General features: G+C 27.4%; 21 protein-coding genes and 1 pseudogene. 14 read left to right on the top strand and 8 right to left on the bottom strand.

Annotated elements, in window-relative coordinates; translation table 11 throughout:
• Positions 1-284 precede the first annotated feature (284 nt).
• From EU92_RS09935 to pip, 3 genes are all read left to right on the top strand, one after another.
• A complete protein-coding gene (locus EU92_RS09935; protein ID WP_193741753.1) occupies positions 285-425 on the top strand; it encodes a hypothetical protein in 141 nt (46 codons plus the stop codon).
• A gap of 2 nt (positions 426-427) precedes the next feature.
• Entirely contained in the window at positions 428-610 is a 183-nt protein-coding gene (locus EU92_RS03570) for a hypothetical protein (protein WP_032514019.1), read from the top strand.
• Between the two features lie 511 nt (positions 611-1,121).
• Entirely contained in the window at positions 1,122-2,069 is a 948-nt protein-coding gene (pip, locus tag EU92_RS03575) for a prolyl aminopeptidase (protein WP_032523575.1), read from the top strand.
• 91 nt (positions 2,070-2,160) lie between these two features.
• Here pip and EU92_RS09930 read toward each other — a convergent pair whose 3' ends face one another.
• The 4 genes and pseudogenes from EU92_RS09930 to EU92_RS03585 form a co-directional block, all read right to left on the bottom strand.
• Complete coding sequence (locus EU92_RS09930) at positions 2,161-2,334, bottom strand: hypothetical protein (protein ID WP_193741752.1); 174 nt, start codon at positions 2,332-2,334, stop codon at positions 2,161-2,163.
• A 2-nt stretch (positions 2,335-2,336) separates the two neighbouring features.
• The gene (locus EU92_RS03580) at positions 2,337-2,591 is read right to left on the bottom strand and encodes a hypothetical protein (protein ID WP_032514018.1); all 255 of its coding nucleotides are present in this window, start codon (positions 2,589-2,591) and stop codon (positions 2,337-2,339) included.
• A gap of 141 nt (positions 2,592-2,732) precedes the next feature.
• Positions 2,733-3,463 (bottom strand): annotated as a pseudogene (locus EU92_RS0109080) (FAD-binding domain-containing protein).
• A 609-nt stretch (positions 3,464-4,072) separates the two neighbouring features.
• The gene (locus tag EU92_RS03585) at positions 4,073-4,444 is read right to left on the bottom strand and encodes a DUF2834 domain-containing protein (RefSeq protein WP_032514017.1); all 372 of its coding nucleotides are present in this window, start codon (positions 4,442-4,444) and stop codon (positions 4,073-4,075) included.
• 383 nt (positions 4,445-4,827) lie between these two features.
• On the opposite strand from EU92_RS03585, the gene EU92_RS09925 reads away from it, so the two are divergent.
• The 9 genes from EU92_RS09925 to EU92_RS03610 all read left to right on the top strand — a co-directional run bounded on the left by EU92_RS09925 (position 4,828) and on the right by EU92_RS03610 (position 9,253).
• On the top strand, positions 4,828-4,980 hold the full coding sequence (locus EU92_RS09925) for a hypothetical protein (RefSeq protein WP_193741751.1): 153 nt from the start codon (positions 4,828-4,830) through the stop codon (positions 4,978-4,980).
• Positions 4,981-5,064: 84 nt separating this feature from the next.
• Positions 5,065-5,688 carry a TenA family protein gene (locus EU92_RS03590; protein ID WP_032514016.1) on the top strand — a complete coding sequence of 208 codons (624 nt, stop codon included), beginning with the start codon at positions 5,065-5,067 and terminating at the stop codon, positions 5,686-5,688.
• Positions 5,689-5,739: 51 nt separating this feature from the next.
• A complete protein-coding gene (gene thiD / locus EU92_RS03595) occupies positions 5,740-6,519 on the top strand; it encodes a bifunctional hydroxymethylpyrimidine kinase/phosphomethylpyrimidine kinase (RefSeq protein WP_032514015.1) in 780 nt (259 codons plus the stop codon).
• Positions 6,520-6,890: 371 nt separating this feature from the next.
• On the top strand, positions 6,891-7,034 hold the full coding sequence (locus EU92_RS09920) for a hypothetical protein (RefSeq protein ID WP_193741750.1): 144 nt from the start codon (positions 6,891-6,893) through the stop codon (positions 7,032-7,034).
• 199 nt (positions 7,035-7,233) lie between these two features.
• Positions 7,234-7,473 (top strand): hypothetical protein, encoded by a 240-nt coding sequence (locus EU92_RS10365; RefSeq protein ID WP_342665551.1) that lies wholly within the window; start codon positions 7,234-7,236, stop codon positions 7,471-7,473.
• A 435-nt stretch (positions 7,474-7,908) separates the two neighbouring features.
• A complete protein-coding gene (locus EU92_RS09915; RefSeq protein WP_193741749.1) occupies positions 7,909-8,067 on the top strand; it encodes a hypothetical protein in 159 nt (52 codons plus the stop codon).
• Positions 8,068-8,093: 26 nt separating this feature from the next.
• Complete coding sequence (locus EU92_RS03600; RefSeq protein ID WP_032514013.1) at positions 8,094-8,804, top strand: helix-hairpin-helix domain-containing protein; 711 nt, start codon at positions 8,094-8,096, stop codon at positions 8,802-8,804.
• 4 nt (positions 8,805-8,808) lie between these two features.
• Positions 8,809-8,994 carry a hypothetical protein gene (locus EU92_RS03605; protein WP_032514012.1) on the top strand — a complete coding sequence of 62 codons (186 nt, stop codon included), beginning with the start codon at positions 8,809-8,811 and terminating at the stop codon, positions 8,992-8,994.
• A gap of 4 nt (positions 8,995-8,998) precedes the next feature.
• Positions 8,999-9,253 (top strand): hypothetical protein, encoded by a 255-nt coding sequence (locus EU92_RS03610; protein ID WP_032514011.1) that lies wholly within the window; start codon positions 8,999-9,001, stop codon positions 9,251-9,253.
• A 39-nt stretch (positions 9,254-9,292) separates the two neighbouring features.
• Here the strand turns inward: EU92_RS03610 and EU92_RS03615 are convergent, their stop codons facing one another.
• From EU92_RS03615 to EU92_RS03620, 3 genes are all read right to left on the bottom strand, one after another.
• Positions 9,293-9,919: a TVP38/TMEM64 family protein gene (locus EU92_RS03615; protein WP_032514010.1), complete on the bottom strand. Its 627-nt coding sequence runs from the start codon at positions 9,917-9,919 to the stop codon at positions 9,293-9,295.
• A gap of 90 nt (positions 9,920-10,009) precedes the next feature.
• Entirely contained in the window at positions 10,010-10,681 is a 672-nt protein-coding gene (locus tag EU92_RS0109065; RefSeq protein WP_275040526.1) for an esterase/lipase family protein, read from the bottom strand.
• Positions 10,682-10,790: 109 nt separating this feature from the next.
• Positions 10,791-10,988 carry a hypothetical protein gene (locus tag EU92_RS03620; protein WP_032514008.1) on the bottom strand — a complete coding sequence of 66 codons (198 nt, stop codon included), beginning with the start codon at positions 10,986-10,988 and terminating at the stop codon, positions 10,791-10,793.
• A gap of 246 nt (positions 10,989-11,234) precedes the next feature.
• On the opposite strand from EU92_RS03620, the gene EU92_RS03625 reads away from it, so the two are divergent.
• Complete coding sequence (locus EU92_RS03625; RefSeq protein WP_032523573.1) at positions 11,235-12,419, top strand: glycosyltransferase; 1,185 nt, start codon at positions 11,235-11,237, stop codon at positions 12,417-12,419.
• A 147-nt stretch (positions 12,420-12,566) separates the two neighbouring features.
• Positions 12,567-12,794: a hypothetical protein gene (locus EU92_RS03630; RefSeq protein ID WP_032523572.1), complete on the top strand. Its 228-nt coding sequence runs from the start codon at positions 12,567-12,569 to the stop codon at positions 12,792-12,794.
• Here EU92_RS03630 and EU92_RS03635 read toward each other — a convergent pair.
• Complete coding sequence (locus EU92_RS03635) at positions 12,791-13,555, bottom strand: 3-oxoacyl-ACP reductase (protein WP_032523359.1); 765 nt, start codon at positions 13,553-13,555, stop codon at positions 12,791-12,793. The genes EU92_RS03630 and EU92_RS03635 overlap by 4 nt on opposite strands.
• Positions 13,556-14,007: the final 452 nt, after the last annotated feature.

Raw genomic sequence — 14,007 nt, 5'->3', positions numbered from 1 at the left:
TTCTGAATCTATCAACTTTAATTTTTACATTATTGTCGCCCTTGCTTATTTTTGCAGTAATAATTTATGTTTACTTGTTTCATTAGAAGGGATTTATTTAATAATTTTAAATAATTTAAGGATGTATTATCCCCGCTTTTTCTAGTGCGAAAGATAAAATTGCAATTATCGCCATTACAGTTAGAATTTTGTTTTTTTTTAAGAAATCCATAATAACTATTAATAATCTATTTATTAAATTTATATGTAGAATAAAAGTCAATTAAGAACATTATAAGCTTTTTATGGAACCTATTTATGTAGGAGATTTAGTCCCTTCTGTAAAATCTTATAAAAGAGTTATTGAAAAATATGAAAGAAGTTTAAAAGATGGAGAATTTCATGAAGAACCTCTTGGAGTAGATTTCAATTATCCTGATTGGTAAATATGTTAACAACAAAAATTACTTTTGCTTTAGCAGAATGGATTAGAAAATGGCGTAAATTTAAAGATAAGAATCCATCTATTGAAGATTGTATAAAGTTTACTGAATGGAAATTAGAATATTATAAATTAACTGAAAGCGATAAAAGAATAATTGAATCTATATTGCTTTATGAAACTGAATAAGGGAAAAAATCAGAAATTTTAATTTTGGTAATTCTCTACAAAAACAAAGCTTAATAAAAATTCTCTTACAAATTATGAAAAAAGTAAATCAGCATTTTTACGGATTTACTGAAAATAAAAAAAGTATTAATTTATAAATGTTGAGTTCGGAGGCAATCTTAATGATTGATAGTCCGCCTGAAATTTAGCAAATTCCAACATATAGGAAGTGTATTCCTGAGCATGGGATTATTCGAAAATATAAGTCCGATCAATTAGTCTGATAAGACTTCGCTTTATAATTACTAGCGACACTCGGGACTGAAATTATCGATAAAAATCCCCGAATTCACGTATTCTAAGTTTATGAGTAAATAAACTATAAAATATGTATTTTAAAATCCTGTAAGAAGGAAATAATATATTTAAAAGGGCTGCTCAAACAGTCCTTTTTTATTTTTAAGTAATTCCTTTTAAACTTAAATTGTTTTTAGATATAATAAATATATAAAAGAATAAATAATACTTGGGAATGCAAGATCAAATTTTATTTCCAAAATTAGATGTAAGAGAAAAAGGGTTTCTAAAAGTAAGTGATATTCATACTATTTATTGGGAAAGGTCTGGAAATCCAAATGGAAAAAAAATACTTGTCATTCATGGAGGTCCAGGAGGAGGTAGTCAACCAAGGTATAGAAGATACTTTGATCCAGAAGAATTCGATATTATTCAATTTGATCAAAGAGGCTGTGGATACTCAACCCCTTTCTCCGAATTGAAAGAAAATACGACTAACCATTTAGTTCAGGATATTGAGAAATTAAGGATTCTATTGAAAATAGATAGTTGGCATTTGTTTGGAGGATCTTGGGGCTCAACACTTTCACTTGTATATGCGATAAAAAATCCCTCAAGAGTTCTTAGCTTGACTTTACGAGGAATATTTTTATGCAGAAAGTTTGAATTATTATGGTTCTACCAATATGGTGCAAGTGAGATATTTCCCGATGAATTTGAAAAATATATTTCTGTAATACCAAAAGGAGAAAGAAATGATTTGATAAGTTCTTTTTATAAATATCTAACATCTTCAGATGTGGAGCTTAGATCAAAAGCAGCAGCAGCTTGGACAAAATGGGAACTTTCGACTAGTCATTTAATAAATAAAAAATTCGATTTTGATAAATCCAAAGTTAATTCTTTTTCAGATGCTTTCGCAAGAATCGAATGTCATTACTTTATTAATAATATTTTCTTAGAAGATGATTTTATTTTGAGAAATATAAAAACTATAGAAACGATACCAACAAAAATAATTCAAGGAAGATATGACGTTGTATGTCCTGTTAGGAGTGCTTGGGATCTAAATAATAAATTAAAGAATTCTGAATTAATTATTGTTAATAATGCGGGTCATTCAATGAGTGAAAAAGGTATAAGTATCGAATTAACAAAAGCTGTAAAAGGACTTTATATGTAATAGGTGATAAAAAAAAGAATATGAAAATATAATAAATAATATTTCTATATTCTTTTTTTTAAGGCAGGTACTAATTAAATATCTATAAAATTTAAAGCCCATTATCCTCAATGTTTTTTGCAATGCTTCTGAGTAATTCCACAATATCTGAATCATCGCATTTAGTATCTTCTTTGAGCAAAATGCACTCATCTCTAATGCTAACATTTGTACTCCACCAAATTCCTGAGCTATTGGTGTCGTCCCACTCAAATCTATTTGACATAATTACTTATTACTGATTTCGACCTCTTGCTTTTCTTTGGTTGACTCTTCTATTTCTTCTTTAGGTTCTTCAGGCCAAGCTACATCAAATCTTGCAATCTCTTCTGTAGCGAAACCCTCAGGATGGCGTTTACATATTTTCTTCCTTCTTACAAAAATATGGTCAACTCTTTTTTCTTCATCAGGAGTTACTATCCTTTCTAGTTCTATTACTTCTGTAAAAGGAGTTGACTTAAGCTCTTTAGTAGGTTTCAACATGTTCTTAATTAGATGTTTCTACGTTAAAGCTTCTATAACTTGAATGTGGATTTTTTGAATAGATTTAGTAAATTCATTACCTTATAATTTTATTTCTGAAGAACTGGATCATATATCAAGAATTAAATAATCAAGTAAAGTTTATAATCCTAAATTTAATTCATATTGAATTTGTTTTTTGTCAATAATTTTTTTAGGTATTCTATTTGTTGCTATTTTTTTTCTTGAGCCATGCTTTTTATAGATCTTTTTCGATATATCCCAGTAGCCTTTTTGTTGTGTTGCTAATTGAATTTTTTTCCTAGCTTCTCTAGAGGTTTTAGTAATTTCAACTATTGGTGCAATGTAATCTAATTTTATGTATTCTTCAATATTAAATTTGCTTAATAACCAAGGCTCATGAATAAAATTATCGGCAATATTTTTTAATTCTGGTACCCATTTTTTTATAAATTCACCCTTAGGGTCATGATCTTTAACCTGTTTAATGGGATTATAAATTCTATTGGTATTTATAGAGGTTCTTCCAGACTGCATTTGATATTGATTCCAATGTATCCCAGACTCATAATCTACAAATTTTTTTGCTAATTCTGAACCTGAATCTTGCCAAGGCAACCATAAATTATAGCTTGCAAAAGACATAAGCATTTCCTTATTCTGAAGTTAATCCATCCATTGAAGTTTAATGACCGCATACAAGCATCTATAAAAGGAAAACCACTATTACCTTTACTCCATAAAGAAAGTAATTGAATATTCTTTGTACGGGTATTTGTAAAATAAGGTTGTAAATCATGGAATTCTAATTCTGGTTCGCTTTCAAGTTTCTGAATGAAATGACAATGCCAAGTTAATCTACTCTTCAACATTCTGGAATTATTGTTTTTATATAAATTTGATTGATAAAAAATCTCTCTCAATGAAATACATCCCCAACTAATATATGGAGATAATCTTGAACAGCTATAAAAAGAGTTTTCTGGGCTTTAAATATTTTTCGAATACTCTAAGATCCTTTTTGAACCATAAAATATTGATATCCTTAATTAATTTTATTTTTATAATAAAAAATAAAAATTAAACATGCATAGCAATCTTTCTTAAATTACTAATTATTATCAAATAATTTCAGAAAATCTTTATTTTTCATATCAGGAAAACTTTTATCTTTTATAGAATCAATAGCTTTGCAGTAATATCTATATTTACATTGGTAATTACACATTAATAAGATTATCCTCCAATTATTTAAATAAAATCTACTAATTATTTCATCAAAATTCTTTTTGTCAGTTTACTCTAATTGTTATTTATTTGATAAATATTTTTTTTCAATCAATTCAAATATATCTTTCATTTTTCGATTAATTTCGCCATTTTTAATCCATTTATTTATCTATAACTCATCTCCTTCTTCCAATTTAAATCACTTTTCTGGAGAAGGGAGAGTCAAATTGTGGAATCTTTCTACAAAATTTTCAATCAGTATCATTTAATTCTTTATTAATTTGAAGTTCACGCATAACCATAAATGAACCAAATGAAAAAGCAAGCGAAATTATGAAAGTAAGAGGAAAGTAGATACCCCATAAACGTAATTTTAATCTTTTCCCTTCTGCAGCATAAAAAACAAAAATAGCTATTAGAAGAACAGCTGTATCAGCAGATATGAAACCTGATGTAGGCGTTATCCATGCATCATCAAAAAAGGCATTACCTATATCTATCACCGAACCTTGAATGTTTCCGTTTCTTACTAAGTTAATAAACTGAATAACAAAATAAAAAGGCCATATTAATCCAGCTATAGAAGTAGCTCCATAAATGGCAAGTCTAATCTTAAACCACATAGTTTTTATAGATAGATATAGCTAAAATTGGGCTCTTTTTGATGTATAAAATAATATAACCCTTTTAGAAAATGTTACTAAATGAAAATTTAGAATCATCCTTTTTTGTTGAATTGAGCTATTTGATATTTTTAAGTATTTAAAATTATACATTTATTTGTGCAAATTCACTTTGTTATTGGTCGATATTTTCTGCTCCGAGGTTTAATTAATTACAGCATAATTTCTTTTCATAAGCTATAAATGATTAAAGAGAATATTACTTATGACTCAATATCTATATGTTGATTTTATTTTAAGTTTTTTTGGGGTATGTTTGTACATTTTAGGTTTAAAAAAAGTATTGTTTAATGATCCCAAAAAAATCTCAGGATTAAAATAATATGGTTAAAAAAAAAGGGATGCCAATTGATATTGGAATTAAAAGACTTTCTATTCTAAGAGACCAAGGTTTAATTTCAGATAGAATTTTTTGCGATTCGAAAGAGCTTTTGTTGCAAAGTGAAATGGAAATTTCAATGAAAAAAGATACTTAATTTGATTAATTTCATCTAAAAAAAATTTTTTAGTTACTTTAATTCAAAAATGATAGAATTTTTTCTAACTATCTAGAATTATTGATGGTAATTACAGAGAAACTTTGGAATGATAATTATGAGATTGCTTTGCTAAGTTTAAATACAAAATTTGTTCAAGGGCTCAAAACTGGCAATCTTCCCATACACATATTTAAAGAATATTTAGCTCAAGATTATTTTTTTTTAGAAACTTTTGCTAAGGCATATGGTCTAGCCGTTTCTAAATCAAAAGATAAGTATTCAATAAAGACTTTAAGCGAACTTCTAATGGGTGTCTCAGAGGAGTTAATACTTCATGAAACTTATGCAAAAGAATGGGATATTGATTTATCTAATAACTATATAAAAACAGCTACTAAAAATTATACAGATTTTCTTGATGATACTTCAAAGAGGCATAGTTCTATTGAAATAATGTTTGCAATGACTCCATGTATGCGACTTTATTCTTGGATAGGAAAAAGTTTATATGAAGAGGATTTTGATAATAAATATAAAGAATGGATTATTACATATTCAGAGAAGAGCTTTGAAAATTTAGTAAATTCACTTGAAAATCTTATTAATACTAACCAAGAATCATATAATATTAACCAGGCAGAATATTTATACAAAAGAGCAATGGAATTAGAGTTGAATTTTTTTAATGCATATTCAGATTTCTAATCTTAATTTAAAATTATTTTATAGTACTAAGAATGCTAAGTTAATAGAATTATGTATTCAAGAATTGCACTTTCAATAGGAGGTAGTGACTCAGGTGGTGGAGCAGGAATTCAGGCTGATCTTAGAACTTTTATGGCTTTAAAGGTTCATGGATGCTCTGTTATTACATGTATAACCGCACAAAATAGTATTGCAGTAAATTGCGTTGAAGCAGTAGAGAATAATACTTTATTAAGTCAGTTAGATACTTTATTTTCTGATTTTGATATTGATGCTTTAAAAACTGGAATGTTATTTAATGAAAGGATAATTAATGATGCAGCATTAAAGTTGAATACATATAAAATAAGCAAAATTATTGATCCTGTAATGGTTACTAGAACCGGTTCTAAATTACTGGAAGATTCTGCAATTAATGCTTATAAAAAACTCTTACTTCCAATTGCGGATTTGGTTACTCCTAATATTTTTGAATCAAATCTACTTACAGGTTTAGAAATCAAGAGTAAAGAAGATATAGAAAATGCCGCAATAAATATTATTGGGATGGGAGCTAAAGCGGTACTGATAAAGGGCGGTGGTTTGAAAGATATGAAAGGGAAAGATTTTTTTCTTGATTTAGATGGTAGAAAAGAGTGGTTGGTAAATAATGTTATAAATACAAAAAATACTCATGGTAGTGGTTGTACTTTAAGTGCAGCTATTTGTGGTTACAAAGCATTAGGCTTTGAGTTGCTTGATTCCATCCGACAAGCAAAACTATTTGTTGAAAAATCTTTGGAAAATTCTTACAAGATAGGCTCTGGCCCTGGACCTCTAGGTCATCATTAATAATTTTTAGAAGTATATTTGAACCACTAATTCATATAGGGCTTTTAAAAAATAAGATTTCTTCTTTCTTCCATTATCCATCTAACCATTTGAGATGATTTAGCAACAAATACTTACTTTCTCCTTTGCTTAATTTGCTAATTTTATTTGTAATGCTATTAAAACTTGCTTTCATCAATTCCTAAATCTTGATTTTGTTCTTAGGTTAAATAGTAAATTTTTTTCTATTCCAATTTGTATGGATTTTATTTTATTAGTTTACTAGTATTTTTTATATGTGTATTAAATTTAACTTTTTAAAATGGATAGTAATTAAGACTTATTCACAAAGATTAATTAAAAGACTAATTTATATAAAAATACTTCTATCAATGAATAAAGAAGAAAAATTAAAACAAAAGACTATCCTAAAAGTGGGCTATTGTGAAAGCACATCTGAATGGCTCAATAGAATTATTACTGAACTAGCAGATGAAGATAAGAATTTTGTAGACTTATCAGTTATTTGCGCTTAATTTTTTAGAAAACTTAATTTACCATTAGGTATTGTAAGGATTAATTCTTCCTTTATCTGAAATGAATTTAACTACTACCAAAGTAATTGGGATAAAAGATAAACCAAGGAAAGATGCTTACTTATCTTATGTGAATTAAGTAGAGGTATTAAAAGATATCCTTAATAGAGATTTTTATGAATGGTCAAATTTTGATAGTTTGGAAAGTATTGGAGTTCAACAATGGATTTTTACTAGAGCTCTAGATGTTTATAGAGGTAAGAAAATTGATATTAAATGTGATTGTTGTGAACATATTGATGCTCTAATAAGTGATTTTGAGGAGATTAAAAAAAAGACATGCTATGCTAAAAAAAGTGCTTATATGATTGAAAAGGTAGTCGATGAGATATTACTAGCTAAGGCTAAAAGAGAAAGCGATGGAACCTATTCTGCATAGATTTTCATTTTCTAAGAAATTGTATTTTTTTAAAATTTATTTCAAATTTTCAGGATAGCCAATAATTAAATTTCTTTTTGAAATTTGATAAAACTTTTTATGCATAGAATCGCTAAATTCCTTTTCATTTAAATAATCCACAAGTCTAGAGGTTCAATATTCTCATCGAACCATGAATCATATTCAATATGGTTAGGTTCTGCAAAATAACTCATATCCAATGAATAGCAGCTGAAAAACAAACAAACGGTACATGTTATACCAAATAAAGATTATTTTTAATCATGAATACTAATTTTTATTGAAATCTTTCAGTTTTCCTCCATCAATGATCTTTGAAAATGTAAAATTATATTTAATTATGTTTATTTTTATATTTTCATCAATTAAATTTTCTTCAAATTTATTCTTTAAATTTATTCTTTTTAAAAAACTATGACCAAAGAAAATAATTTAGAAAAAAGCAGTCAAGATTATAAACAATCTCAATATGGTAGTTGGTATAAAAAAAATGCTGAAAATAAAAAGAAGGATCAAAAAGAAGAAACAATTTCTTTGTTAAAAAAACTAAAGAACCTTTTTAGCAATTCTTAAATCATATTATTTTTTTTCTAAGAGAAATGAAATTATTTGATTCGTTTTTCAAAAATTGGAAAAGAAGAGAAGAAATTATTTCTGAAGATTCGCTTGTGAATTCAAATGATCTATGGGCCGATTCTGTAACAACAGGTTGGGAATATACCTGTTATTTATCATTGACAACTCCAAGAATTTGTATTGAAAATGACGGTTTTATAACAAAAGATACATCAGTTAAACCACTGTTAATAGGTGAACCAAACAATCTTGGAGAAGATGGAGATCCTTCTGGGAATTTTGGATACTGGGTCAGGAGGCACGGCCATGAAGAGGAATTTGAAGAATTAACAAATATTTCTCAGAGTATGATTTATGCAAGACCTACTGATATTGGAAGAATCCCACCCAAATCAAAATTAGAAGATGAATTTAAAAGTTTTTTAATTGATTTTAGAAGAATTGTTGAATCCAATTTTTCTATAGAAGAAAAATTATTTAAGATTAATTATGAACTTAGTATTAAATCAGATGGTTATAAAGATATTTATAAAAAGTTAGTTTTAGAGAAAAGTTTTCCTGATTCTTTCTTTAGAAATATTTTGTGTGAACTAAATGGTATAAGTACTAAAGTTGCCTCAATATTATGGGAATCAGGGTACCTTACAAAAGACCAAGTTATAAATGCACCTTATAGTGAATTAATAGAGATTAAAGGGCTTGGAAGAAATTTGATTTCAAAAATTAAAAATTAATATAATGAATACATGCAACTATGCTAATTCAAAATTACTGGGAAAACTTCTTAAAATGCATAACTTAACGCCAAAAAATAAACAAAAAGTAATAATTTCTGCTCAAAGAAAAACAGCAACTTGGTCATGTCTTCATAGACTTGCAAGAAAGTTAGAATTCATACAAACAGCAAAAGATCAGAAAAATTAAATTAATGGAAGAACAAAAAGATAATCTTGAAAGGATTTATCAAAAATTAAACGAAGAAGAGGATATTGTTTTAAAAAAATGGTATGAATCAATAATTCCTAAAATAATATTATTATTTCCTTCAATAGCCTTTGCTTTAACTTTTTTAAAAGTAAATACCGATAAATCAATTTTAGATTTACTTGTTTTTATCGTGGTTGGAGGTTTATTAGTTGCAGGCGGGATTTTTTTAAATTACTTTTTATCAAAGGGTGAATAAAGTCTTTTAAAAATAGTGAATTTAATCAGAGTGCTATCACTAATCAAAATTTTCAGCTTCATGTGTTGATTTAAGATACTTCCTTTCAATTAGATTTCTGATAATTCCCAAACCGAATATCAATATCACGCTTACGATAAATACAATTAAATATTTTTGTTGAAGAGATGGGACTTCTCCATCAATAATTTTTTTAATATTGAAATTCTGATTTTGTAATTCTCTAAATCCATTTCCAGTGGCAACAAATGGTAAATCTGAAAGAAGAGCACTAACAATTAAAGCTAAAAGAAATTTTCTAAACCTTAATTTAGTCAGCCCAACTCCATAACTTACAAAATCAAACCAACCCGTCATTAAAAAACCAGTTAAAAGAAATAAGTTTTTCTCAAGATATTTTTTGGATAGATTTTCAAATTTATCTAAATATTTTTTCGACATAATTTTTTGAAGTATTTTCCTCCCAAATTTTCTTGATAATGAAAAACTAATTGAGCACGCCACTAAATCTGCAATAAAACTTAGAAGTAATCCATTTACTAATCCAAAAAGATATCCAGAAATTAATAAGCAATAAGTTCCAGGTAAGATAGGAATAACGATGCTTGTAAATCTTAAAAGTAAAATTAATAAAATTCCCCAGTTTCCTGATAAAGCTGCAACCACAAAAATCAATCTATATTTGAATAATATATTTACAAAAAATGCTTTTAGTTGAATAATAAGTCAAAAATTAATACAAAAAGTAAAATTGCTCTATTTCCAATGTATTTGTTTCCACCATTCTCTTACTTTTGAAGATGTGCAATACCAGTTTTTTCCAAAAATACCCCCATGTACTGTTTCAGTAAGAATTATTTTCTGCGATCCCTCTAAAAGAGATGATGATAAAGGAACTAGTCCGTCCCCTTTAGCATTGTTATCTCCAGAAATTGATTTATATGATCCTCTCGCAATAATTTTAGTTATTAGTGATGTTAGTTTAGATTTTATTTCAATTTCACCTCCAATAGAAACGTAATTTATATTATTAAAAAAATTTCCAGGATATTTTTCATCTACAAATTTTCTTAATGCAGTTGCTTTTATTGCCTGATGCGGGCTACCTAATGTAATTAAATTTTTGGTATGAGATTTACCATTAAATATCTCATTATTAAAAGGTTCATCAGAGAGATAAAGTCTCAACATTACTCCACCGGAACTATGACCAATAAAATCTATTTTTCTAGATTTATTTTCTTTCAGTGCAAGATTAACTGTATCTCTAACTTTATTTAAAATATCTACCCAGCCTTTTTCAGAATTGCTTTTAAACCAATCTTTTCTAGTGACATCTACAACATATACTTTCCTTTTGAAAACATTTTCAATTATATTTTTAGCTTCATCATAAGCTTCTTTGGTAATCAGAAAACCACCAAGAATAATTATTGGATTATTAATCTTTTTTATTAGTGTCTATAAAAAATATACTCTCGCTTAAATGATTAGCAGAAAAATATTTTGATTGAAACATTTTTTGAATATAAAAAAACTAGATATCCTTTTCCCAAAAAAGATAAAGGTTTGAAAATTTATTTTTAGTATCTACAACTGCTGTGCTTGTAGAAATTAAATTCCAACCTGCTAAATTTCTTATTTTTATTATTGCAGCTATTTCATTTTCTTGTCTTTGATTATTGGTATTTCCTAATGCATAATAAATATCAATATCATTTTGAGTATTTGCCATTTTAGATTTTTAAAGTTTTTTTTAAAGTTAATATTAGGTAATCTTTAATCAATCCCCAAATTTTTTAGATAGGGTGATTTAAATAATTTTATTATGATTTTACCTTTTCCTCAAATCGCTATTGGTTTATTGCTTATAAGTATTGGAATTGTAGTTTCTTTTGATATTAGATTTGATCCTTTAAAAAATAAAAAGTAAATAATTAAAAATTTGATTTATATTTACTCAGAAATTTGATATAAAAATATGTTTTTTTTACTATTGCTTTCAATATTAACTTTAATATTAGCTTTAGGCACCTTCATTATTGAGAGATACATCTTCATTAATGCTCCTTTTCTGGAAAATATTAATTCTGAAAAACCTATAGAAACAAGTCTTACAATAATTATCCCTGCCTATAATGAGGAATTAAATATAGTCAAGTGCTTAAAATCATTAAGTAAAATTAAAAGACCCAGCGTCAATTTTAAAATATTAGTAGTAGACGATTTAAGTAGTGACAAAACTTTTTTAGAAGCAAAAAACTTAAAAGAAGAAATATTTAAAAATTCAAAAGAATTGGAAATCATTTCATCAGGGAAAAGACCTGAATATAAAAACTGGGTTGGTAAAAATTGGCCTTGTTATGTAGGTTCTAAGAAGATAAATTCTGAATGGATACTTTTTATTGATGCAGATGTAATCATAGGAAAAAATTGTATTCATAATGCTCTATTTAAAGCACGCGAAGATAATATTGATTTATTATCTCTAGCTCCAAAAGTTAATTGCAATTGCTTGGCAGAGTGGATGGTACAACCTATTATTACTAGCTTATTAATGATAGGGTTCCCCATCTCTGATACTAACGATAGTAGAAATAATACATCATTTGCAGCTGGCCCCTTTATGCTTTTTAAGAGAGAATCCTATGAATTGATTGGCGGACATGAAGGTACTTTTGATGAAGTAGTTGAAGATATAGCTCTGGCCAAAAAGATCAAAAATAGAAATTTAAAATTAAATTTTTTAATAGCTATTAAAGATATTTCAATAAATATGTATCAGGATTTAAATTCCCTAATTGAGGGATGGAGTAAAAACTGGTTTTTAGGTTTAGAGAAAGATCTCTTTAGATCAATTTCAGGATCAATATTTGTATTTTTAAATTTTAGTGTTCCTTGGTTATTATTTTTTATCTCTTTAATTCTTTTATTAAATAATTTTTCGTTAAAAATTTTATGCACAACTCTAATTTCTTTTCTGGCTTTATGCACTTATCTTTTTAAAAGAATTTGGTTAAAAGCGAAGTACGAAATCCCCTCAAGATATTGGTATTTAAATGGCATAGGAGGGATAATTGTATTTTATATTAGTCTTCTTTCTATTTATAAAACCTATACAGGAAATGGATGGACTTGGAAAGGAAGAAATTTATTTAAAAGGTAAGAACTTCTTTAAATAATTTCTTTTCATGAGAGAAATAAAGTTTGAAAAACTGCTCAAAAAACAATAGCTAAATAGAACATCTTTTTGCTATCTTTGACACCTCTTTTTTAATTATTATTAATTAGTTTATTGGAAATATTTAAGACATTGGAAATTACTCTAGTAGGAATTGGTTTAATAATTGGATTATTCCTTAGATGGATTATGGGACTTTCAGGAGGAGATGTTTTTATATGGATTTTCAGTTTATATTTTGGATTACAAGTTGGGCAATTAATTTTCTCAGAGGATAATAATGATGATGATGATGATGATGATGATGATGATGATGATTTTGGTGGAGGCATTTTAACTCCAGCTTTTCAAGGAAATTAATTTAGAACCAATCCACCATCAACAAGTAAATTTTGACCAGTAACTGCCCTTGACCAAGGGGAGGCAAAAAATAATACAGCATCCGAAAAGTCCTCTGTCGTGGTAACTTTTCTTAAGGGTGTGATACTGGAAATATATTCAAAAACACTATCGGGAGTCCCTTTGCTTGCATCAGTTACCTTCAATAAGCCTCCTGATACCATATTTACCGTTATGTTAAATTGCCCTAGATCTATTGCTGCAGTTCTTGTAAGTGATAATAATCCGCCTTTGGCTGCGGTGTAATCATGGTAGGGAATCACTGGATTTTGAAATAAATTAGTGCCAATAGATATAACTCTTCCAAAAGAATTCTTTTTCATATTTGGTGTAAAAATATTAAGCAAATTTAGAAATCCTTTTTGAGTAGTTTCAATCTGGTTTTGGAAATCTTGCCACTCAATAGTGTCTATTTTTTTTCTTTGATCACCATTGAAAATAAAATCATTTATGGCGTTGTGAATTATCGTGTCTACTCTGATATTTTGACATAACAATTCTTCGTGCATTTTAGAGACTTGATCTTTTTCTCTGATATCTCCTTTTACTAAAAGTGCATTCTCTCCTAATGAATCAGATAAATGTTTTGCACTTTCATATGAATTTCTATAGTTGATAATTACTTTTGCACCCTCTCTATGAAATGATCTTACAATCTCGGAACCCAATCCTCTGCCTGCACCTGTTACTAAAACGGTCTGTTTTTCTAATGGTAAGTTCATGATTTTTCGTTAAGAATTAAAGCCCTGAATTAAAATTTGATTCTAGAGGAAAAAAATAGAATTGTTAAATATAAAAATTTTATACTACTCACTTTTGTTTTAATTATTGATTAAATTTTTAACGTCTGAAAAATCTTATCTACATTAACAATCAATTTTCTAAAATACACGGTTAATTTCTGTTTTGATTCTCAAAGATTGATTTTTATTTATAGTTAATTATTTAGTTTAAAAAAGTTTGCGAAGTTAAATTATTTCTATAAATATTATTTAGCCAATATGTAATACAAAAATACTTCTTGCAGACTTTTATTTCATATGGCAATATTAGTAACCGACTCTAAAATTGGCACATCAACATAAGATGTTTCCTTTAATGGCCAGATAGAACTGAAGGAATAAAAGTCAGGGGTTTTATATTTTTTCTTTCGGTTCAGCTGTTACAAAGCTCC

Origin of the sequence: Prochlorococcus marinus str. MIT 9107 (genome assembly GCF_000759855.1) — a bacterium.
GTDB lineage: Bacteria > Cyanobacteriota > Cyanobacteriia > PCC-6307 > Cyanobiaceae > Prochlorococcus_A > Prochlorococcus_A marinus_N.
This window is presented reverse-complemented; position numbering and strand designations above follow the sequence as displayed.

Coding starts and splice junctions, on each gene's coding strand:
- EU92_RS03580 (WP_032514018.1), bottom strand. CDS start 2,591: ATGTTGAAACCTACTAAAGAGCTTAAGTCAACTCCTTTTACAGAAGTA.
- EU92_RS09925 (WP_193741751.1), top strand. CDS start 4,828: ATGGTTAAAAAAAAAGGGATGCCAATTGATATTGGAATTAAAAGACTT.
- EU92_RS03570 (WP_032514019.1), top strand. CDS start 428: ATGTTAACAACAAAAATTACTTTTGCTTTAGCAGAATGGATTAGAAAA.
- EU92_RS03610 (WP_032514011.1), top strand. CDS start 8,999: ATGGAAGAACAAAAAGATAATCTTGAAAGGATTTATCAAAAATTAAAC.
- EU92_RS09920 (WP_193741750.1), top strand. CDS start 6,891: ATGAATAAAGAAGAAAAATTAAAACAAAAGACTATCCTAAAAGTGGGC.
- EU92_RS03620 (WP_032514008.1), bottom strand. CDS start 10,988: ATGGCAAATACTCAAAATGATATTGATATTTATTATGCATTAGGAAAT.
- EU92_RS03600 (WP_032514013.1), top strand. CDS start 8,094: ATGAAATTATTTGATTCGTTTTTCAAAAATTGGAAAAGAAGAGAAGAA.
- EU92_RS03585 (WP_032514017.1), bottom strand. CDS start 4,444: ATGTGGTTTAAGATTAGACTTGCCATTTATGGAGCTACTTCTATAGCT.
- EU92_RS09930 (WP_193741752.1), bottom strand. CDS start 2,334: ATGTCAAATAGATTTGAGTGGGACGACACCAATAGCTCAGGAATTTGG.
- EU92_RS09915 (WP_193741749.1), top strand. CDS start 7,909: ATGACCAAAGAAAATAATTTAGAAAAAAGCAGTCAAGATTATAAACAA.
- EU92_RS03590 (WP_032514016.1), top strand. CDS start 5,065: ATGGTAATTACAGAGAAACTTTGGAATGATAATTATGAGATTGCTTTG.
- EU92_RS03635 (WP_032523359.1), bottom strand. CDS start 13,555: ATGAACTTACCATTAGAAAAACAGACCGTTTTAGTAACAGGTGCAGGC.
- pip (WP_032523575.1), top strand. CDS start 1,122: ATGCAAGATCAAATTTTATTTCCAAAATTAGATGTAAGAGAAAAAGGG.
- thiD (WP_032514015.1), top strand. CDS start 5,740: ATGTATTCAAGAATTGCACTTTCAATAGGAGGTAGTGACTCAGGTGGT.
- EU92_RS03605 (WP_032514012.1), top strand. CDS start 8,809: ATGAATACATGCAACTATGCTAATTCAAAATTACTGGGAAAACTTCTT.
- EU92_RS03625 (WP_032523573.1), top strand. CDS start 11,235: ATGTTTTTTTTACTATTGCTTTCAATATTAACTTTAATATTAGCTTTA.
- EU92_RS09935 (WP_193741753.1), top strand. CDS start 285: ATGGAACCTATTTATGTAGGAGATTTAGTCCCTTCTGTAAAATCTTAT.